General features: G+C 73.9%; 16 protein-coding genes. 4 read left to right on the forward strand and 12 right to left on the reverse strand.

Annotation, left to right across the window (positions count from 1 at the left end; translation table 11 throughout):
• Positions 1-27: 27 nt before the first annotated feature.
• Together OG867_RS28485 and OG867_RS28490 are read right to left on the reverse strand one after the other, a co-directional pair.
• A complete protein-coding gene (locus OG867_RS28485; protein WP_328899094.1) occupies positions 28-1,713 on the reverse strand; it encodes a DUF885 domain-containing protein in 1,686 nt (561 codons plus the stop codon).
• A gap of 38 nt (positions 1,714-1,751) precedes the next feature.
• Positions 1,752-2,270, reverse strand: coding sequence for an Lrp/AsnC family transcriptional regulator (locus OG867_RS28490; protein WP_328899093.1), 519 nt, complete (start codon positions 2,268-2,270; stop codon positions 1,752-1,754).
• A 59-nt stretch (positions 2,271-2,329) separates the two neighbouring features.
• Between OG867_RS28490 and OG867_RS28495 the strand changes: the two genes are divergently transcribed.
• Positions 2,330-3,577, forward strand: coding sequence for a trans-sulfuration enzyme family protein (locus OG867_RS28495; RefSeq protein ID WP_406289640.1), 1,248 nt, complete (start codon positions 2,330-2,332; stop codon positions 3,575-3,577).
• Here the strand turns inward: OG867_RS28495 and OG867_RS28500 are convergent.
• The 4 genes from OG867_RS28500 to OG867_RS28515 all read right to left on the reverse strand — a co-directional run bounded on the left by OG867_RS28500 (position 3,504) and on the right by OG867_RS28515 (position 10,591).
• Complete coding sequence (locus OG867_RS28500; protein WP_406289642.1) at positions 3,504-4,898, reverse strand: GNAT family N-acetyltransferase; 1,395 nt, start codon at positions 4,896-4,898, stop codon at positions 3,504-3,506. The genes OG867_RS28495 and OG867_RS28500 overlap by 74 nt on opposite strands.
• Before the next feature lie 143 nt (positions 4,899-5,041).
• A complete protein-coding gene (locus OG867_RS28505) occupies positions 5,042-7,705 on the reverse strand; it encodes a DUF6493 family protein (protein WP_406289644.1) in 2,664 nt (887 codons plus the stop codon).
• Positions 7,702-9,075, reverse strand: a complete 1,374-nt coding sequence (locus OG867_RS28510; RefSeq protein WP_406289647.1) for an SWIM zinc finger family protein — start codon at positions 9,073-9,075, stop codon at positions 7,702-7,704. Before OG867_RS28510 ends, OG867_RS28505 begins: the two co-directional genes overlap by 4 nt.
• Before the next feature lie 55 nt (positions 9,076-9,130).
• Positions 9,131-10,591, reverse strand: coding sequence for a PLP-dependent aminotransferase family protein (locus OG867_RS28515; RefSeq protein ID WP_406289650.1), 1,461 nt, complete (start codon positions 10,589-10,591; stop codon positions 9,131-9,133).
• 47 nt (positions 10,592-10,638) lie between these two features.
• On the opposite strand from OG867_RS28515, the gene OG867_RS28520 reads away from it, so the two are divergent.
• Positions 10,639-11,610 carry a DMT family transporter gene (locus OG867_RS28520; protein WP_406289652.1) on the forward strand — a complete coding sequence of 324 codons (972 nt, stop codon included), beginning with the start codon at positions 10,639-10,641 and terminating at the stop codon, positions 11,608-11,610.
• A gap of 152 nt (positions 11,611-11,762) precedes the next feature.
• Entirely contained in the window at positions 11,763-12,530 is a 768-nt protein-coding gene (locus tag OG867_RS28525) for a GntR family transcriptional regulator (protein WP_328899086.1), read from the forward strand.
• A gap of 43 nt (positions 12,531-12,573) precedes the next feature.
• Here OG867_RS28525 and OG867_RS28530 read toward each other — a convergent pair whose 3' ends face one another.
• On the reverse strand, positions 12,574-13,731 hold the full coding sequence (locus OG867_RS28530; protein ID WP_406289655.1) for an ROK family protein: 1,158 nt from the start codon (positions 13,729-13,731) through the stop codon (positions 12,574-12,576).
• A gap of 281 nt (positions 13,732-14,012) precedes the next feature.
• Between OG867_RS28530 and OG867_RS28535 the strand changes: the two genes are divergently transcribed.
• Complete coding sequence (locus tag OG867_RS28535; RefSeq protein WP_406289657.1) at positions 14,013-14,447, forward strand: hypothetical protein; 435 nt, start codon at positions 14,013-14,015, stop codon at positions 14,445-14,447.
• Here OG867_RS28535 and mug read toward each other — a convergent pair.
• The 5 genes from mug to OG867_RS28560 all read right to left on the reverse strand — a co-directional run bounded on the left by mug (position 14,444) and on the right by OG867_RS28560 (position 19,830).
• Positions 14,444-14,992 (reverse strand): G/U mismatch-specific DNA glycosylase, encoded by a 549-nt coding sequence (gene mug / locus OG867_RS28540; RefSeq protein WP_406289660.1) that lies wholly within the window; start codon positions 14,990-14,992, stop codon positions 14,444-14,446. The two genes, OG867_RS28535 and mug, sit on opposite strands and share 4 nt — an antisense overlap.
• Positions 14,993-15,023: 31 nt before the next feature.
• Positions 15,024-16,466 carry an adenylosuccinate lyase gene (gene purB / locus OG867_RS28545; RefSeq protein ID WP_406289662.1) on the reverse strand — a complete coding sequence of 481 codons (1,443 nt, stop codon included), beginning with the start codon at positions 16,464-16,466 and terminating at the stop codon, positions 15,024-15,026.
• A gap of 59 nt (positions 16,467-16,525) precedes the next feature.
• On the reverse strand, positions 16,526-17,395 hold the full coding sequence (locus OG867_RS28550; protein ID WP_406289665.1) for an SGNH/GDSL hydrolase family protein: 870 nt from the start codon (positions 17,393-17,395) through the stop codon (positions 16,526-16,528).
• 81 nt (positions 17,396-17,476) lie between these two features.
• Entirely contained in the window at positions 17,477-18,496 is a 1,020-nt protein-coding gene (locus tag OG867_RS28555) for a hemolysin family protein (protein ID WP_328899079.1), read from the reverse strand.
• Positions 18,493-19,830, reverse strand: a complete 1,338-nt coding sequence (locus tag OG867_RS28560; RefSeq protein ID WP_328899078.1) for a hemolysin family protein — start codon at positions 19,828-19,830, stop codon at positions 18,493-18,495. The genes OG867_RS28555 and OG867_RS28560 overlap by 4 nt, the downstream gene beginning before the upstream one ends.
• Positions 19,831-19,950: the final 120 nt, after the last annotated feature.

The raw sequence follows: 19,950 nt of genomic DNA on the forward strand, positions 1-19,950 counted from the left end.
CGGTGCCCCGGGGCCGGCCGCACCAGGTCAGAGCTTCGACAGCTCGTCCACCAGGTCGTCCAGGCCCAGCGGACCCTGGGACAGGGCCGCCATGTGCCACGCCTTGAGGTCGAAGGCGTCCCCGTGCGCCGCCCGGGCGTTCTCCCGGCCCAGCAGCCAGGCGCGCTCGCCCAGCTTGTAGCCGATGGCCTGGCCCGGCATCGAGAGGTAGCGGGTCAGCTCGCTCTCCACGAAGTCGGCGGGCCGGCCGCTGTGGTTGCCGAAGAACTCCTGCGCCAGCTCCGGCGTCCACCGCTCACCCGGGTGGAACGGCGAGTCGGCCGGGATCTCCAGGCCCACGTGCATGCCGATGTCCACGATCACCCGGCAGGCGCGCATCATCTGCGCGTCCAGGTAGCCGAGCCGGCGCTCCGCGTCGGGCAGGAAGCCCAGCTCGTCCATCAGCCGCTCCGCGTACAGCGCCCAGCCCTCGGCGTTGGCGCTGACCATGCCGATCGACGCCTGGTAGCGCGACAGGCTCTCCGCCACGTGCGCCCACTGGGCGAGCTGGAGGTGGTGGCCGGGAACGCCCTCGTGGTACCAGGTCGACACCAGGTCGTACACCGGGAAGCGGGTCTCACCCATGGTCGGCAGCCAGGTGCGGCCGGGCCGCGAGAAGTCCTCGGAGGGGCCCGTGTAGTACGGGGCGGCGGCGCCGCCGGGCGGGGCGATCCGCGACTCCACCCGGCGCACCCGCTCGGCCAGTTCGAAGTGCGTGCCGTCCAGCGCCTCGATCGCCTCGTCCATCAGGCTCTGAAGCCACGCCTGGACCTCGTCCACGCCCTCGATGTGCTTGCCGTGCACATCGAGATGGGCCAGCGCCTCCCAGGGGCCCGCGCCCGGCAGCACCTTCTCCGCCTCGGTCTTCATCTCGGCGAGCAGCCGGTGGTATTCGGACCAGCCGTACGCGTACGCCTCGTCCAGGTCCAGGTCGGTGCCGTTGAAGTAGCGCGACCAGCGGGCGTAGCGCTCACGGCCCACCGTGTCGGGCTCGCCCTCGACCGCCGGCGCGTACACCTCGCGCATCCAGCGGCGCAGCTCGTCCAGGGCGCCGGCGGCCTGCGCGGCGGCCGCGTCCAGGTCCGCGCGCAGGGCGTCCGGGCCGTTCGCGACGAAGTCCTGGAAGAAGCCCTTCGTGCCGTCCCCGACCCACTCGTCCAGCTGCCCGACGAAGGTGGCGGTGGCGCGCGGACCGCCGTACAGCTTGCGCTCCAGACCGAGCGCCAGGGACTCCTGGTAGCCGGCCAGCGCCGCCGGAACGGCCCGCAGCCGCTCCACGACGGCCGCCCAGTCCTCGTCCGTCTCGGTCGGCGTCACCGTGAACACCCCACGGACCGAGTGCGCCGGCGAGTGCAGATTGGAAACGGCCCGCAGCGCCTCGTCCGCGTCGTGGACGGCGAGTTCGGCCGTCAGCCGCTCCCGCAGCAGCCGGCCGCAGCGGCGCTCGGCGTCATCGGCGGCCCCGGGCAGCTGCTCCGCGCGGTCCAGCCGGGCGAGCGTGTCCCGGGCCAGCGCGGCCAGCTGTTCCTGGCCTGCCGGGGAGAAGTCGGGAAGGCGGCGCGAGCTTGCCGCGACACCGAGGTAGGTGCCGGAGATCGGGTCGAGTTCGATGTAGGCGTCGACGTAGGCGTCGGCGATCTGGCGCGGCAGTGCGCTGCTGGAAGATTCTGACATGCGTACATCCTCGTACGGGGAGGGCCTCCGCGTCACTATCAATCGGCAGGACGGACCTGACCCGGAACCGCTCCCGCCGCCCCCGGCACCGGCGGAAGCAGCGGCCCGCACTCCCACTGCTGGAAGATCAGCCGCGTTTCCACCCGGGCCACTTCGCGCCGCGAGGTGAACTCGTCCAGCACGAGCCGTTGCAGATCCGCCGTGTCCGCCACGGCCACATGCACCAGATAGTCGTCGGGGCCGGTCAGATGGAACAGCGCCCGCGACTCCGGCAGCGAGCTGATCCGCTCTACGAACGGCCCGATCAGCTCCCGCCGGTGCGGCCGCACCTGTACGGAGAGCAGCGCCTCCAGGCCCCGGCCGAGCCTGGCCGGATCCAGCCGCAGCCGGTGCCCGAGGACGACCCCGGTGCGGCGCAGCCGGGCCACCCGGTCCAGACACGTCGAGGGAGCCACGCCGACCTCGGCCGCCAGCTCCCGGTACGTGGTCCGGGCGTCGTTCTGCAACAGCCGCAGAATGTGCAGATCGACCGTGTCGAGAGCGACGGAATCAGTCATTCGGCGAACGTAGCACGGCCTTTGAGCCGTATCTCCCGGTGCGCGTTCAGAGTGCGCGCATGGACAACGAATCCGTGCTGCCGCCCTCGACCACCCCGTCCCGGGCGCTCGCCACCGAAGCCGTGCACGCCGGACGCGACGACCTCGCGGCCCTCGGCCTGCACGCCGCCCCGATCGACCTCTCGACCACCTACCCCTCGTACGACTCCCGCGCCGAGGCCGAGCGGATCGACGCCTTCGCCACCACCGGGGCCCGCCCGGACGGCCCGCCGGTCTACGCGCGGCTCGACAACCCCACGACCGGCCGCTTCGAAACGGCCCTGGCCCGGCTCGAATCCACCGCGAGCGCGGTGGCGTTCGCCAGCGGCATGGCCGCGCTGACCGCCGTCCTGCTGGCCCGCGCGAGCGTGGGACTGCGCCATGTGGTGGCCGTGCGGCCGCTGTACGGATGCAGCGACCACCTGCTGGGCGCCGGGCTGCTGGGGACCGAGGTGACGTGGACGGACCCGGCGGGCATCGCCGAGGCGATCCGGCCCGACACGGGTCTGGTGATCGTGGAGACCCCGGCCAACCCGACCCTGGCCGAGGTGGACATCCGGGCCGTCGCCCACTCCTGCGGATCGGTGCCGCTCCTGGTCGACAACACCTTCGCGACGCCCGTCCTCCAGCGCCCCGTCGAGCTCGGTGCCCGGATCGTGCTGCACAGCGCGACGAAGTACCTGGGCGGGCACGGCGACGTGATGGGCGGAGTCGTCGCGTGCGACGAGGAGTTCGCCGCCGTGCTGCGCCGCGTCCGCTTCGCCACCGGCGGGGTCCTGCACCCGATGGCCGGCTATCTGCTGCTGCGCGGCTTGTCCACCCTGCCGGTGCGGGTCCGGGCCGCCTCCGCGAGCGCCGCCGAACTCGCCCGCCGGCTCTCCGCCGACCCCCGGGTGACCCGGGTGCACTACCCGGAGATCGGCGGCGCCATGGTCTCGTTCGAGGTGTACGGGGACCCGCATCAGGTCATCGCGGGGGTGCGGCTGATCACCCCCGCCGTCAGCCTCGGCAGTGTGGACAGCCTCATCCAGCACCCGGCCTCCATCAGCCACCGCATCGTGGACGAGGGAGACCGGCACGCCTCCGGCGTCGGTGACCGGCTGCTGCGGATGTCGGTGGGGCTGGAGGACGTCGAGGACCTGTGGGCCGACCTGTGCCAGGCGCTGTCCTGCGGGGAGCCCGTACGCGGTGGGGTCAGCGCTCGGCCTGCTCGTACGGCGGCAGTTGCGGCAGGGGGCGCGCCGGGGTCGCCGCGAGGCGTGCGGTGATCACGAGGGTGCCCTCCTCGATCTGGTAGTCGAGCGGCAGCGAGAGCGCGCGCATGGCGGCGACCATGCCGGTGTTGGACGCCTGGGTGACGGCGTAGACGTTCTCGCAGCCCGCCTCGTCGGCCAGTGCCACCAGGCGGGCCAGGAGCTCGGAGCCGATGCCGCGCCGCTGCCAGTCGTCCTCGACCAGGAGGGCCACCTCGGTCTCGTCGCCGTCCCAGAGCAGATGGCCGAGGGCGACCATCCGCCCGGACGCCGTCTGCACGGCGAGGGTGCGGCCGAAGCGCGGGCTCAGCAGGTGGTCCAGATAGCGGTCGGCGTCCCGGACCGGGCCGTGGTACCGCAGCCGCAGGGTCTGTTCGGAGCACCGTCCGTGCATCGCCACGGCCGCGTCGAGGTCGGCCCGGTCCGCTCGGCGCACGGTGATCTCGTTGCCCTCGGGCAGCGTGAGCACGTGCTCGCCGCGCGGGACACGGGGGCCGAGCCGGGCGTCGAGCTCCACCAGCGCACGGGCCCGCGCGAACTCGGTGGGCGTGAACGGCAGATAGGGCCGCTCCACGGTGATGACCCCGCCCGACGGGTCGCGCAGCCGCATCACCGTCTCCTCCAGCACCCCTTCGACCGGGGCGGTATCGCCGGTGGCGCGCCCGGTGACCGAGACGGCGGGCAGCGAGTGGATCGTGCACCGGCCGAGCAGCTGCCGCAGGGCGAGCGGGAGTTCGGCCGCGTCGAGTGCGGTACGGGTGGCGAGGCCGAGCACCCGGGTCGGGGCGTCCACCAGGTCGTGGGTGTCGGCCCGCTCCGTCCAGGTGGAGCTGCCCCCGGCGGCGGCCACCGCACGCGACAGCTCCCGGGCCGGCAGGGACGCGGGCACCCTCAGCAGGAACTCGTCCACGGTGCCCCGCGCCAGCGGGTGCGTCTGGAGCGTGAGGATGTCGATGCCGTGCCGGGCCAGCACGGTGCACAGCGCGGCCAGGCTCCCCGGAACGTCCCGCACGGTGGTCCGCATCCGCCACAGCACCGTCTCGCCGGCGGCTGCGGAGGTGCCGGGGTCATCGGACGCGGAGGGGGTATCGGCCGCCGGTGCGGGGGGCGGGGCGTGGCTGTGGCGCCGGGCCCACCAGGTGTGGAACGCCGCCGTCGCGGTCAGCGCCACGGCCGAGGCCACGAGCAGGTAGGGGCCGTCCGGCTGATGCCCGATCAGGTTGGCGATCGCGTCGGCGACCGCCACCGCCGTGAACAGCGCGGCGAGTTCGATCACGTCCCGCCGCCAGTGGTGGGGGCGGCGGGCACTCTTCGCGGATGTCGCATCAGTCGTCATGAACCCACTGTGACCGTACCGTGTTGCCTGATCACGAACGCTTTGTGACCGATGGGTTAAAGGGCAATCGGCCTTCCTGCCGTCGGTTTCGAAGGCGTTGGGGATCTGTTTCGCAGGGCACCCCGGGAGCCGGCGCGCGGGGCTCAGCCGGTGCCCACCCGGCAGGCGGTCTCCAGGCGTATCGCCTGCCGCACCAGCTGGGTCGTCCCGCCGCGCGCGGCCGTCTCCGCGAGCCCCGGGACCGGCCCGGTCCTCGGCGGGCCGCTGCGCTCCGCGCACTCCGCCGCCACGGCGAGCAGCTCGCTCAGTCCCCGGGGCGCCCGCTCCCGGGCCAGCAGCGCGGGCAGTACCGGCACCAGGAAGGACAGGACCGTCCCGTACGCCCCGGTCCCCGCCGCCGTCCGGGCCGCGTCCGCCAGCCGGTTCGGCTTGACCGACTCCCGCTGGAGCAGCGTGGCCAGCTCGCCGCCGAGCAGCCCCGCGTCCAGCCGGTCCCGGGCCGCCAGCACCAGCAGGGCGTCCACCGCCGCGAGCCGGTCCTCCGCGTCCCGGGCACCGAGCCCGTAGGCCAGGGCGAGATGGACCGCACCGGCGGCGGGCCCGCCGGTCTCGGCGAGCGCGGGCAGCAGCCAGGTGGTGCCCCGCTGCTCCTCCACGCCCGACGCGACGGTGGGCAGCAGCCAGGCCGCGAGGGTCTCGCCGTCCTCGGGAAGGATGGCGGTCCAGTGCGGCGACTCCACGACCCAGTGGTGGCAGCGGTCGTTGAGCGGCGCGTGCGGGCTGCCGAGCCAGTGGAAGGAGCGGGGGAACTTCTGCTGGACGAGGCGGTTCCCGTCGGTCGACAGCAGTACCCGGCGCACCGTGGTCACCGGCTGCCGCAGCCAGTCCCGGGCGACGGGCACCTCCGCCTCCACCTGCCGGGGCAGCACGGTGGCCACCGGCTCGTCCGCCCGGAGCCACGCCGCCAGCCGGTCGCCCTCCGCGGTGCCCAGCGCGGCGGCCCGCTCCGCGGCCTCCTCCTCACCGGTGCGCCGCACCCGCAGCAGGGCCTGCGCGAAGTCGACGGCCCCGGCCCTGACGTCCAGCGCCTGGTATCCGCTCAGCCGCTCGACCAGCTCCGACGCGTCGATGGCCCCCGTGTGCCAGGTGGGCGTGGCCAGCAGATACGGCAGCCTGCCCGTCCGTATCCCGGCCGCCGCCTCCCACAGGCGGGCGTGCACGATCGCGTCGAGAGCCGCGTGGCTGCAGGTGCCCGTCGCCGTCCCGCGGGTCTGTCCGTCGTGGACGGCGCGCCGCGAGATCCGCCCGAGCAGCGAGGCCACGACGAGGTGCAGGCCGTCGCGGCCGCGGAGCATCCGCCGGTCGGCGTCGTCCCGGGGGATCTTGGCCCACCACTGCCCGGCGAGCGCGGACTCCAGGGCCGCGACCAGCTCTTCCCGACCGGTGCGGGCATGCCGGACCAGCCCGTCCAGCGCCCGCTCGAACGCGGTGACGTCCTCCTGGTCCGACCGGAGCAGGGCCGCCGTCACCTCCTCGGTGAGCTCGGCCACGGACGCGGCCGGCGGGCCGAGCGGGCGCGGGGCCGGGGGCGGCGGCAGGATCTCCTCGTAGGCGGCGACCCCGGGTGCCTCCTCCAGCAGTTCCCCGAACACCGCGCGCGCCGCCTCCCGGTGCACCGGCGCCAGCAGCGATGCCATCCGGGCCGCCTCCTCGCGGACCTCCGGCGACACGGCGGGCAGTGCGCGGGCGGCCAGCTTGAGCGCACGCTCCTGCGCGTCGGTGTCCGGATGCCCGAAGGCGTCCGCGATCACCGGCAACAGCTCCTCGGCCGCCGAAGGGTCCCGGCGCAGCACCTTCCCCAGGTGGATCAACTGGGCGCGCACCAGCTTCTTCTCGGTGCGGAAGAGCACCGCGCCGGACACCTCGGCCAACTGCCGGACCGACAGCGCCCCCTGCGCGTCGAGCCGGGCCAGCACCTCCTGGGCGTGACCGGCCACCGGGGAAGGCCCGTCGGCCGCCATCGCCATCCAGTCGGCGACCCGCGCCGCCTCCTCCCCGGAGGTGGGCCCGAGTCGCCGTACGACCAGCAGGCAGAAGCGGAGATCGGTGGGCTTCCCACCGCGCAGCAGCCGCGCGGCACAGCTGTCGAGCAGGGCCGCGCGGTCGAGCAGCCCCTCCGCCACCAGGGCCGTCAGCGCGGCCGGCCAGGAACCGGCGGGGGAGTGGCTGTCGACCCAGGCCACCACCGGAGGCAGCTCCGGCATCGTCAGGAGATGCGGCACGAGGACGTCGAGCCGGGTGTCCGCCCGCAACACATCGATCAGGGGCTTCTCGGCCCCGCCCTGCCACCGCGAACTGTTGACCCGTTCCGCCCAGGTCCGGACCATGCCGTCCGAGACGGGCAGCGGACAGCCCGCCCGGCGGGCCAGCTCCTCGACCAGCCGGTACTCCGCGTCGGACTCCACGGCGCGCGCGGCCAGCCGGCGGGCGACATCGGCGAGCCAGTCCGGCTCGCGGTCGCCCAGCACCTCAAGCACCCACGGGTACGGCGAGTGCACCCAGTCCCGCATGTCGCGGGCGCCGAGCCACGTCGCGCAGCCCGCCGCCCCGGTGTGGCAGCCCGCACCGGCCACCAGGATCGCCTTGCGGACCCGGGTGCGCTCGCCCCAGCGCCAGCCCCGGGCCTCCTTGCGCAGGGCCTTCAACTCCTCAAGGGCGGCCTTGCGTCCGCCCCGGTCGAGCGGGGCCAGCAGGGGCCGGATGTCGTCCATGCGGCCCTCGCGGACCGCGTCCAGCAGTGTGGTCATCGCGCACCCCCGGCGACCGCCGCGCCACGGCGGACCATCCGGACCGCGAGGGCGTGCTTGCACGGGCCCCGGCGGCCCCGGTAGTCCGCCCACCACTGGCAGGTGCAGCTCAGCGCCCCCGACTGCTCGCGGACCTGGTAGCGCCGGTCGCCCGAGCGCACCGCGGCCAGCTCGCCGTCCAGGACCACCGCCCCCTCCCGGGCCAGCCGCCGCGCCGCGACCAGCCGGGGATTGTGGCGCTCGGCCCGGTCCGCGTCGTACGGCAGCTCGCGGTGGAAGTACGCGGCGTCCGCGAGGTCGTAGCCCACCCGGCCGGCCGTGCCCAGCCGGACCAGCGCGGCCCGGACCCGCTCCACCGGCAGGCCCGCCTGCTCCGCCAGCCGGTCCGGCTCTATCCGGGGCTCCCACGCCAGCAGCACCGACACCAGCTCCGCGTCGGCCGCGGCGTCGTCCGTGGCCAGCGCCTCCAGGACCCCGCCCTCGCCCGAGAAGCCGCGCGAGGCGTCGGGCGACAGCGTCAGTGTGAGCCGCATCCCGGGCAGCACGACCTCCCAGGCGCTCGCGGCGGCCGTGCCGTCGGCCACCGGCCCGTACACGCGGAGCGCCGACGCGTACCGCAGGACCCGCTGCAGGGTGGTCAGCCGCTGGGGGCCGGGAAGGCAGACGGCACCGGGCACCGGACGGGTCGTGGGCCGGAGCGTCCGCCCGGCCGGCACCACCCACCGCGCGCCGCGCGCGGCCGCCCCCGAGGACGCGGGCAGCGACCTCAGGAACCGTACGGCGTCCGCCGCCGGGAGCTCCGCCCGCAGATCGAAGGCGGCGGAGGCCACCTGCGCCTCCGCGAAGCCCCGCAGCCATCGGTCCGGCAGCGGGACCTTCTTCTCCACGACGGCGCCGTCCGTCGTGGTCACCGCCATCTCCTGCGGGCCCACCCGCAGATGCAGCGGCTCGTCACCGCCCATCCGCGAAAGCGCCTCCCGCAGCGGATGGTTCACGTCCACATTGGTGGTGCCATGCCCCGTCCGCACGCCCTCCAGGCCCTCGCTGAGCACGTCGAGCCGCGCGTACACCCCGCAGCAGCCGGAGAACGACTCGAAGCGCAGCCGGTCGCCGTTGCCCGTCACCACCGGGTCCAGGGACGACAGCAGGGTCCGCTGGTAGTAGCGCGCGGCGGCGACATCGGCGACGGCGAGCAGCCCCCGCGCCGCTATCCGCGGCGAGGCCAGGAACCCCGAGAAGAACCGGGGGTGCGCCTCGGCGCCCTGCGGTGTGGAGCCGCCCGCCGTCTCCAGGCCGAGCGACCGCCCGGCCTGTGAGGAGGCCAGGACGGAGGGACGTGAGTAGGCCAGGGCCTGCAACGTTCGGGTCATGGAAAAACCGTAGAACCCACCACTGACAATCGGTCATCACCGCAGGTCAAAAGGGCTATTGAACAAGGCAGGCCAGTGCGCGCACCCCGCGCACGATGTCGGCCGGCGTCAGATGGGCGTAGCCGAGGACGAGGCGTACGCAGTCGTCCTCCGGCCGCTCCGTCCCGTACTCGCGCAGCAGCCGCACGGCCACCCCGGCAGCCGCCGCGCGCTCCGCGAACTCCTCCTCCGGGCCCCGGCGCCCGGGGAGCCGCGCGATGGCGTGCAGGCCCGCCGCGACACCGCTCACCTCGGTGCCCGGGATGTGCTCGGCCAGGGCCCGCGTGAGGACGTCCCGGCGCTCCCGGTAGGCGCGCTGACAGCGCCTCAGCTGGCGGTCGTAGCCGCCGCCGGCCACGAAGTCGGCGAGCACCGCCTGTTCGAGGGACGGGTTGCCGAGGTCCATCATCCGCTTGCGCTCCACGAGCTCGGCGGTCATCGACGCGGGCGCGATCAGCCAGCCCAGACGCAGCCCGGGAGCCAGTGACTTGCTGACCGACCCGGTGTACGCGACACGTTCCGGATCGAGGCCCTGGAGGGCGCCGACCGGGGCGCGGTCGTACCGGAAGTCACCGTCGTAGTCGTCCTCGATCAGCAGCCCGTCCGTCTCCCGCGCCCACTCCAGGAGCCGGCTGCGACGGGCCGCGGAGTACGCCACTCCGGTCGGGAACTGGTGGGCGGGAGTCGTCACCGCGACCCGCACCCCGGAACGTTTCAGCGGCGCCAGGGCCAGGCCCTCCTCGTCCAGCGGGACCATCGTGGTGGCCACCCCGGCGGAGGCGAAGAGTGCCGTGTGCTCCGGGCTTCCCGGGTCCTCCACACCGACCGTGCGCACCCCGCGCCCGTGCAGGACGAACCCGAGCAGCGTCGTCGCCTGCGCGACCCCGGAACACACCAGCAGCCGTTCCGGATCGGCGACCACCCCGCGCCGCCGCGTCAGCAGCGCGGCCAGGGCGACGCGCAGCTCCGGCAGGCCGCGCGGATCCGGGTAGCCGAGCGCGCCGTGCGGCAGCCGCCCGAGCACCGAGCGATGGGCGGCGGCCCAGGCACTGCGCGGGAAGAGGGAGAGATCGGGCGTCCCGGGCCGGAAGTCGACCCGCACCCCACGGGCGCGCGGCGCCAGGTCCCGCGCACCGCCCGCCGCCGCCCGCGCCGACCCGCTCACCCACGTCCCCGCCCCGCGTCCGCTGCGCAGATAGCTCTCCGCCGTCAGCTGCTCGTACGCCTCGGTCACCAGACCGCGCGAAACCCCCAGATCGGCGGCCAGCTCACGGCTGGACGGCAGCCGCGTCCCCGGCGCCAGGCGGCCGGAGCGGACCGCCTCGCGCAGCGCCGACTGGAGCGCCCGGCCACGGCCACGCGCCGGAGCCGACGCCACCGGAAGCAGCAACTCCCAGGCCGCCGATACGGATTCACGGCCTCTGCCGCTGCCACCGGCGGGCGGTTCGGCCCCCGGATTGGTCCCCGAAGCTGTCATGGAAGTGGACCTTAAACCGAACCACCGCGCTCCCTAGCGTCGGTCCCATGAACGTGACCTCACTGCGCGGGGCCCTGCTGGCCACCGTCGCCTGCGTCCTCGTCGGCGCCTCCTTCACCGCCAACAGCGTCCTCGGCGACTACCCCTACGCGGGCGGCCAGGCGCTCCGCTACGGCCTCGCGGCGCTCCTCCTGCTGCCCCTCATCCGCCGCCCCGGCGAACCCCGCCCCGCCGCTACGCTCCGCCTGCTCACCGGGCGCCAGTGGGGGCGGCTCGCGCTGCTCGCCGCCGTCGGCATGGTCGGCTTCAACTTCGCCGTCCTGGCCGCCGAACGCTCCGCGGAACCTGCGGTTCCGGGTGTCTTCGTCGGCTGCGCCCCGATCCTCGTCGCCGTCCTCGTACCGCTGCTGGAAGGGCGCAGGCCCGCACGGCCCGTGCTGTACGCGGCGGCGCTGGTCGCCGCCGGGGCGTTCACGGTCCAGGGCTGGGGGCGCAGCGACCTGAGCGGCATCCTGTGCTCCGTCGGCGCGCTGGTCGGCGAGGTGGGCTTCGCCGTGATCGCGGTGCCGGTCCTGCGCCCGCTGGGCCCGAAGCTGCTGTCCGCGACCGTGTGCGTCATCGCGGCGGCCGAGTCGACGGTCCTGGGCCTGGTGCTGGACGGCGGCGGCTTCCTCCGCGTGCCGACCGGGGCCGAGGCGCTGGCGCTGATCTGGCAGGCGGCCGTCGTGACGGTCATCGGCTTCGTCTGCTGGTACATGGGCATGCAGCGCATCGGCGCCGAGCGCGCCACCCTCTTCTCCGGCCTCATCCCCGTCTCCGCCGCGCTCACCGCCCCGCTCGTCGGCACCGGTTCGTACGGCCTCGCCCAGGCCGCCGGGTCCTGCCTCGTCGGCCTCGGTGTGGCGATCGGCTCGGGAGTGCTGGGGCGGCGCCGCGCGACCGCCCGGCAGGCGGAAACCCCTGCTCCGAAGGCGGACGCCGGGCCGCGCGCGGTGCGCCGGTCCGCGAACGTCCTGTGAACGCTGTGCGGCACATCGTCCATTCACAGGGTCTCCGGCGCAGGATTGGTCTTGACCAAGGGGTTGCGCCGTCCTATGGTCTCAACGTTAAGACAGGAACCTTTAATAAATAACGTCGCGGAATAAGCCGCTGGGTGATTGCGGAGGACAGGGTGGGGACCACGCAGCTGGAAACGGTGCAGGAGCCGAAGTACTGGCACCTCAAGACCGTGCTCAGTGAGGCACTCGACTCGGACTTTGCGGTGGGGGAGATCCTTCCCAACGAGCGCGAGCTCGCCGCCCGGTTCGGCGTCGCCCGGGCCACGCTCCGGCAGGCCCTGGAGCAACTCGAACTCGAAGGCAGACTGCACCGCCGCCGGGGCGTCGGGACCACGGTCGCCCCGCCCCGCGTCGGCGTGGCCGTCTCCACCGCCCGCAACGACTGGACCGACGGCGAGGCCGACACGGCCTGGCAGCCGGTGGACTGCGAGAGCGCCCCCGCCCCGGCCGCCGTCGCCGCCACGCTGAACGCCGGCGCCGAGGAGCCCGTGCACATCGTGCGCCGCATCCGCACGAGCCACGGCCAGGTGGTCGCCGCCGAGCTGCTCTACGTGCCGTCCTCCTCCGTGCCCGAGCTGTCCGGGATAGACGCCCCGTCCGGCGCGGCCCGCGCCCGCAACGTCGTCCGCGAACTGCACCGGCTCGGCCTCGACGGCCAGGACCGCTCCGTCGAGCTGGGCTCCGCCCGCGCCGACGACGCCAGGGAGCTGGACCGGCTCCCCGGCGCCCCCGTCCTCGTGGTCACCACCCGCTACCTCGCCGCGGGCGGCACGGCGGCGGTCTCGGTCGCCACGTACCGGGCCGACACCTGCCGGCTCACCTTCGGCGACACGGGCGACCTGGAGATCAGCCACCCGGCCCAGGAGCGCCAGGCTTCCTGACACGAGGCGCATCAAGGATCAAGCACCCCACGGCCCGTCGCGTTCAGCGGCGGGCCGTCACCGTTCCCTCGACCGCGAACAACTGCTCCTCCACATGGTCGAGCGCGAGCCGCAGCGCACCGGTCGCCACCGCCGCCTCGCCGAGGAGCGACAGGCACACCCGGGGCGGGCGCAGGCAGTAGCGGGCCAGTTCGCCCCGCAGCGGGTCCAGCACCCCGTCGAGACCGGCGGCCCAGCCCCCGACCACCACCAGCTCGGGGTCGAGCGCCAGCACCAGCGCCGCCACGTCGTGCACCAGGCGCTGGATGAACCGCTCCACCGCGGCCCGCGCCTGCTCGTCCCCGTGCCGCGCCTTCGCGAACACCGCGGCCACCGCGTGCTCGTCCAGCGGGTCCAGCGGGGTGTCCGTCATGGACAGCAGGTGTTCCGGCGTCACGTCCCGGCCGAGCAGGTGCAGCGCGCCGATCTCCCCGGCCGCGCCGCCGAACCCGCGGTGCAGCCGTCCGCCGATCAGCGAACCGGCGCCCGGGCTCAGCCCCGCCAGCACGAACACGATGTCGTCGGACTCCGTCGCCGCGCCCTTCCAGTGCTCGGCGACGGCGGCGGCGTTGGCGTCGTTCTCCACGAGGACCGGGCAGCGGAAGGAGCGCCGCAGCCGTTCGCCCAGGGGCAGGCCCGTCCAGTCCGGCAGCGCGGTGCCCAGCCGCACGGTCCCGTCGGCCTCCACGATGCCCGGGCTGCCCACGCCGACCGCGCGCAGGCTGCTGCGGGCCACGCCGGTGCGGCGCAGGACGTCGGCGACCACGGCCCGTACCCGGTCGAGGCGGTCGTCGGCACCCGCGGTCTCCGGCACCTCGCGGGAGCCGGCGCCGATGATCCGGCCGTCCAGCCCCGACAGCAGGGCGGAGACGCGGTGCGGGCCGATCTCGATGCCCAGCAGGTGCCCGGCCTCGGCGCGGAAGCGGAAGCGGCGGGCCGGACGGCCCTGACGGCGGATTTCGGCCCCCTCCGGAGCGCACTCCACGACCAGGCCCGCCTCGAAGAGACCTTCCACGACGCCCTCGACCGTCGGACGGGACAGGCCCGTGATCCGGGTCAGGTCCGTGAGGGTCGAGGAGGACGCGCCCCTGAGGGCGTGAAGCACCACCGCGGAATTGATCCGCCGCAGCAGCGAGGGGTCCCCGCCGGTCAGCCGGCCCACGGTGTGTCCTCCCAGCTAGTGCGCATGTCAGGCGGATCGTACTCGCTGCTCAGGGGGTAGGCGACCGAGGGATGCGAAGCCGTTAGCAAGGGGTTCGGCACGCCGGGCGAGGCTGCCGCGGACCCGGATGCCGCGACCGGTGCCATCTTCTGCGGAGCACGGCCCAGTTGGTGCGTGGGCAACGCCAACTGGGGGCGCGGCAGCCGGAACGAGGTGGCTGAAATCATCTCAAAGTACGGAGCGGAGTCCCGATTGTCAGTGGGGGAAGGTTTACTGACGGCATGACCACCGCACATCACCTCCGCCTCATCGACGGGATGCGCACCCGGGAGTTCCCCGCGGAGCGCGTCCGGTCGGGTTCGGGAGTCAGCGGTCCCGGTTACCACACGGAGTTCCTGTACGCGGACGAGGTCGGGGAGGACGACGAGGCCGGCCGGATCGAGCGCAGCGCCCAGTGCCTCGCGGACCACGAGGCACTGGTCACCCTGCTCGGCAGCCGCTGGGGCGAGCCGCAGCTGGTCAGTCTGTTCAGCGCCCAGGAGCGGATGCTCGCCGGCGAGGAGATACCGCAGCCGTGGGCGGACACCGTCGCGGGCTGCGCGTACCTGCGCCTCTGGTACATCGAGGAGCGCTGGATAGCGCTGGCCCTCGCTCTGGAGGAGGGCGGCTCCGGCTGCGAGCTGAGCGTGGTCGTGACGAAGACCGACCCGCCCTAACCCGAGCTCTCCTCCTCCACCGCCGCGCGCAGCCGGGCGTACTCCTCGGCCATCGTGGCGGCCGTCCAGTGCGCGTTGAGGCCGCTGGGGTTGGGCAGTGCCCAGACGCGGGCGCCGCCGACCGTCCGTTCCTGCGGCCCGATCCGGGCCCGGCGCTCGCCGAACGCCGTGCGGTAGGCGGTGATGCCCACGACGGCCAGCCGGCGCGGGCGCAGTTGCTCGACCTTGGCGGTCAGGATCCGCCCGCCCTCCCGGTACTCCTCGGCGGACAGCTCGTCGGCCCGGGCGGTGGCCCTGGCGACGACGTTGGTGATGCCGAGCCCGTGGTCGAGCAGTTCGGCCTGCTCGGCGGGGGCCAGCCGGCGCGGGGTGAAGCCCGACAGATGGAGCACCGGCCAGAAGCGGTTGCCGGGGAAGGCGAAGTGGTGCCCCGTCGCCGCCGTCGTCAGGCTCGGGTTGATCCCGCAGAACAGGACGCGCACGCCGCCCGCGGCCACGTCGGGAACGACGCGGTCGCGGGCCGCCTGGAGCTCTTCGGGCGTCATCTGCGGGAGGCGGACGCGGTGGCCGTCGCCGTCAGAGGATGGAGCCGGGCGCGTAGCCGGCGGCCTCGGGGTGCTGCTTGGTGATCTCCTCGATCCGCGTGACGAGCGCGGTGACCTGGTCGCCGGCGGCCCCGGTGAAGGACAGCTTGTCGGCCATCAGCTCGTCCAGCTGGGCGCGGTCCAGCGGGATGCGCTCGTCGGCGGCGAGCTTGTCCAGCAGCTCGTTGCGCTCGGTGCCCTGCTCGCGCATGGCGAGGGCGGAGGCGACGGCGTTCTCCTTGATCGCCTCGTGGGCGACCTCGCGGCCGACGCCCGCGCGCACCGCGCCCATCAGGACCTTGGTCGTGGCGAGGAACGGCAGGTAGCGGTCCAGCTCGCGGGCCACGACGGCCGGGAACGCGCCGAACTCGTCCAGCACCGTCAGGAACGTCTCGACCAGCCCGTCGAACGCGAAGAACGCGTCCGGCAGGGCCACCCGGCGTACCACCGAGCAGGAGACGTCGCCCTCGTTCCACTGGTCGCCCGCCAGCTCGCCGGTCATCGACGCGTAGCCGCGCAGGATGACCATCAGGCCGTTGACGCGCTCGCAGGAGCGGGTGTTCATCTTGTGCGGCATCGCGGACGAGCCGACCTGGCCGGGCTTGAAGCCCTCGGTGACCAGCTCGTGGCCGGCCATCAGCCGGATGGTCTTCGCCACCGACGAGGGCGCCGCCGCCAGCTGCACGAGCGCGGTCACCACGTCGTAGTCGAGCGACCGGGGGTAGACCTGGCCGACCGAGGTGAAGGCGTGCGCGAAGCCGAGGTGCGTGGCGATGCGCTCTTCGAGGTCCGCCAGCTTCCCGGCGTCGCCGCCGAGCAGGTCCAGCATGTCCTGCGCGGTGCCTACCGGGCCCTTGATGCCGCGCAGCGGGTAGCGGCCGAGCAGGTCATCGAGGCGGCCGTACGCCACCAGCAGCTCGTCGGCCGCGGTCGCGAAGCGCTTGCCGAGGGTGGTGGCCTGCGCGGCCACGTTGTGGGAGCGCCCGGCGACGACCAGCTCGCGGTACTCGGCGGCCAGCTTGCCCAGGCGGGCCAGGACGGCCACGGTGCGGTCGCGCATCAGCTCCAGGGAGAGCCGGATCTGCAGCTGCTCGACGTTCTCGGTGAGGTCGCGCGAGGTCATGCCCTTGTGGACGTGCTCATGGCCGGCGAGGGCGTTGAACTCCTCGATCCGGGCCTTCACGTCGTGCCGGGTGACCTTCTCGCGCTCGGCGATCGAGGCCAGGTCGACCTGGTCGAGGACGCGCTCGTAATCGGCGAGGGCGGAATCGGGCACCTCGATCCCGAGGTCCTTCTGGGCGCGCAGCACCGCCAGCCACAGCCGGCGTTCCAGCTTCACCTTCTGCTCGGGGGACCAGAGGACGGCCAGCTCCGTGGAGGCGTAGCGGCCGGCCAGGACATTGGGGATGCGAGGCTTCGCAGACACAGCAGTCACGTGTACGGATTCTACTGGCGGTTTGTGCAGCTCAGCGCCGAGGTCCGGTTTGTGCGTTGCTACGAACCCGAGGCGTCCCGCGCCCCCCGCTCACCGGACTCCACCTGACGCCACGTCGCCACCGGAGCCGCCCAGCCGTCCTCCTCCGGGGTCACCCAGAAGGCCCGCCCCAGCTCGGTGTCGAACTGCGCCCCGGCCCGCCCGTCGCCCGACGAGCGCCCCGTGAGCCGCCGGCCGATCCAGGGCAGCAGGTGCTGCCGGGCGAACCGCACGTCCTCCACCCGCCGGGCGCCCCAGCGCGCGGGGGCCGAGTCGGGCAGCGCGGCCTGCCAGTCGCTGTCCGGCGGCAGCCCGAGAGCCTGCCAGACCGCCTCGGCCACCCGGCGGTGCCCCTCGGCGGTCAGGTGCAGCCGGTCGACGTCCCACATGCGCGGGTCGGCCAGGGCCGGAGCGCCGTACAGGTCGACCACCACCGCGTCGTGCCGGGCTGCCAGCTCGTCCACCAGTGCGAACAGCTCCTCCATGCGCGGCCGGAACCGGTCGAAGACGGGCCCGCTGCGGCCGGGGCTGCGCATCAGCACCAGCTGCTTGCACGACGGCGCCAGGCGCTCGACCGCCTCCTCAAGGCGTCCGCGCACCATGCCCATGTCGCACTTGGGGCGCAAGGTGTCATTGAGGCCGCCGACCAGCGTCACCACGTCCGCCCGCATGGCCGCCGCCACCTCCACCTGCTCGTCCACGATCTGGGCGACGAGCTTCCCGCGTACCGCGAGATTGGCGTACCGGAAGCCCGGTGTCCGGGCGGCGAGCCGGGAGGCGAGCACATCGGCCCAACCCCGGTACGAGCCGTCGGGCAGCAGGTCCGACATGCCCTCGGTGAACGAGTCGCCGACCGCGACCAGGCTGGTGTATGAGGCATTGATTTCCATGGCGATGCGATCGTATCGCGGTGCCGTACGGCGCCGACGGGCGCTCGGCGGCTCCGGACCGGGGCCCGGAACCGCCCCGGCTCAGCGGCTCTGCGGCCGCCCCACCAGCTCCCGGAGCACGTCCTCCATCGTCACCATGCCCGCGAGCCTGTCGTCCTCGTCCAGGACCGCCGCCAGGTGCGTACGGCTGCGCCGCAGCGCCGTCAGCGCGTCGTCCAGCGGTGTCGCCGCCCGGACCCGGGCGATCGGCCGCATCGAGGACACCGGGAACGGCATATCGCGCGGGGTGACGTCCAGGGCGTCCTTCACGTGGAGGTAGCCGAGGATGCGCTGCTCCGCGTCCATCACCGGGAAGCGCGAGAAGCCCGTCTCGTACGACAGCCGCTCCAGCTCCTCCGGTGTCGCCCCGACCCGGATGTACATCACCCGGTCGACCGGCAGCACCACGTCCCGTACCGGCCGGCGGCCCAGCTCCAGCGCGTGGTGCAGGCGCTCGGCCGCCCGGTCGTCCACCAGCCCGGCGTCACCGGCGTCCTTCACCAGGCGCGCCAGCTCGTCGTTCGAGAACGTCGCCTCCACCTCGTCCTTCGTCTCCACCCGCAACAGCTTCAGCAGGGCGTTGGCGAAGGCGTTGATCGCGAAGATCACCGGGCGCAGCGCCCGGGCCAGCGCCACCAGCGGCGGACCGAGCAGCAGCGCGGACCGCACCGGCTCGGCCAGCGCGATGTTCTTCGGGACCATCTCGCCCAGCAGCATGTGCAGATAGGTCGCCACCGTCAGCGCGATCACGAACGAGGCCGGGTGGACCAGGCCGTGCGGCACGCCCACCGCGTCGAAGACGGGTTCCAGCAGATGCGCGATCGCGGGCTCGGCGACGATACCGAGCACCAGGGTGCACAGCGTGATGCCGAGCTGCGCCGCCGCGAGCAGCGCCGAGACGTGTTCGAGGCCCCAGATGACGCTGCGCGCCCGCCGGTTCCCCTGCTCGGCCTGCGGCTCGATCTGGCTGCGGCGCACCGAGATGAGGGCGAACTCCGCGCCGACGAAGAAGGCGTTCACGACCAGCGTCAGCAGACCGATGAAGAGCTGTACGGCGGTCATCGCTCGTCCTCCGAGGGCAGGTGGGCACCGGTCAGCGGGGCGTGCAGCAGCGCCCGGGCGGCACGGCGCCCGGAGGCGTCCACCACGTCGAGCCGCCAGCCGGCCAGCTCGATCGAGTCGCCCACGGCCGGGATGCGGCCGATCTCCGTGGCGATCAGGCCCGCCAGGGTCTCGTACGGGCCGTCCGGCACACGCAACCCGATCGTCGCCAGCTGGTCCGTGCGGGCGGCGCCGTCCGCCGACCACAGGACGCGCCCGTCGGCGTCCTCACCGGCCGGGGCCAGGTCCGGCGTCTCGTGCGGATCGTGCTCGTCGCGCACCTCGCCGACGACCTCCTCCACGATGTCCTCCAGCGTCACGACGCCCGCCGTGCCGCCGTACTCATCGATCACGACCGCCATGGCGAGCTTGCCGGACAGCCGGTCGAGCAGCCGGTCCACGGTCAGCGTCTCGGGGACGAGCACCGGCTCGCGCAGCATCTCGGACACCCGCTTGCGGGGCCGCTCCTCGGCCGGGACCGCCAGCACGTCCTTGATGTGGGCGACGCCCACGACCGTGTCGAGGCTGCCCCGGTAGACGGGGAAGCGGGAGAGGCCGGTGGCCCGGGTCGCGTTGGCGACGTCCTCGGCGGTCGCGCCGACCTCCAGGGCCGTGACCTGCACGCGGGGGGTCATCACGTTCTCCGCGGTGAGCTCCGGGAGGTTGAGGGTACGGACGAACAGCTCGGCGGTGTCCGCCTCCAGCGCGCCCTCCTTGGCGGAGTGCCTGGCCAGCGCCACCAGCTCCTGCGGGCTGCGCGCGGTGGCCAGCTCCTCGGCCGGTTCGAGCCCGAAGCGGCGCACGATCCGGTTGGCGGTGTTGTTGAGGTGGCTGATGAAGGGCCGGAAGACGGCCGTGAAGGCCCGCTGCGGGGTGGCGACCGTCTTCGCCACCGCGAGCGGCGAGGAGATGGCCCAGTTCTTCGGGACCAGCTCGCCGACGACCATCAGGAACACCGTGGACAGGGCCGTACCGATGACGAGCGCCACGGACGAGGCCACTCCGGGCGACAGGCCGACGGCCTCCACCGGCCCCCGGATCATCTTGGCGATCGACGACTCGGAGAGCATGCCGACCACCAGGTTGGTGACCGTGATGCCGAGCTGCGCCCCGGACAGCTGGAAGGTGAGACCGCGGACCGCTTTCATGGCGCTCTCGGCGCCGCGCTCACCCCGCTCGACGGCCCGCTCCAGCTGACCCCGCTCCACCGTGGTCAGGGAGAACTCCGCGGCGACGAACGCGCCGCAGGCGAGCGAGAGCAGTATCGCAACGAGCAGCAGAAGCACTTCGGTCATCGGTTCACCTCCGTCCCATGATCGGACAGGGACCGGCGGACCGCGCGATGCCGGTGGCTTCTGGTACGGGGAGGCTCGCCCATGGGCGGACGCTCACACCTTTCGTCGGAAGGGGCAGGA

This window comes from Streptomyces sp. NBC_00209 (genome assembly GCF_045206345.1).
In the GTDB taxonomy this organism is placed as follows: Bacteria; Actinomycetota; Actinomycetes; order Streptomycetales; family Streptomycetaceae; genus Streptomyces.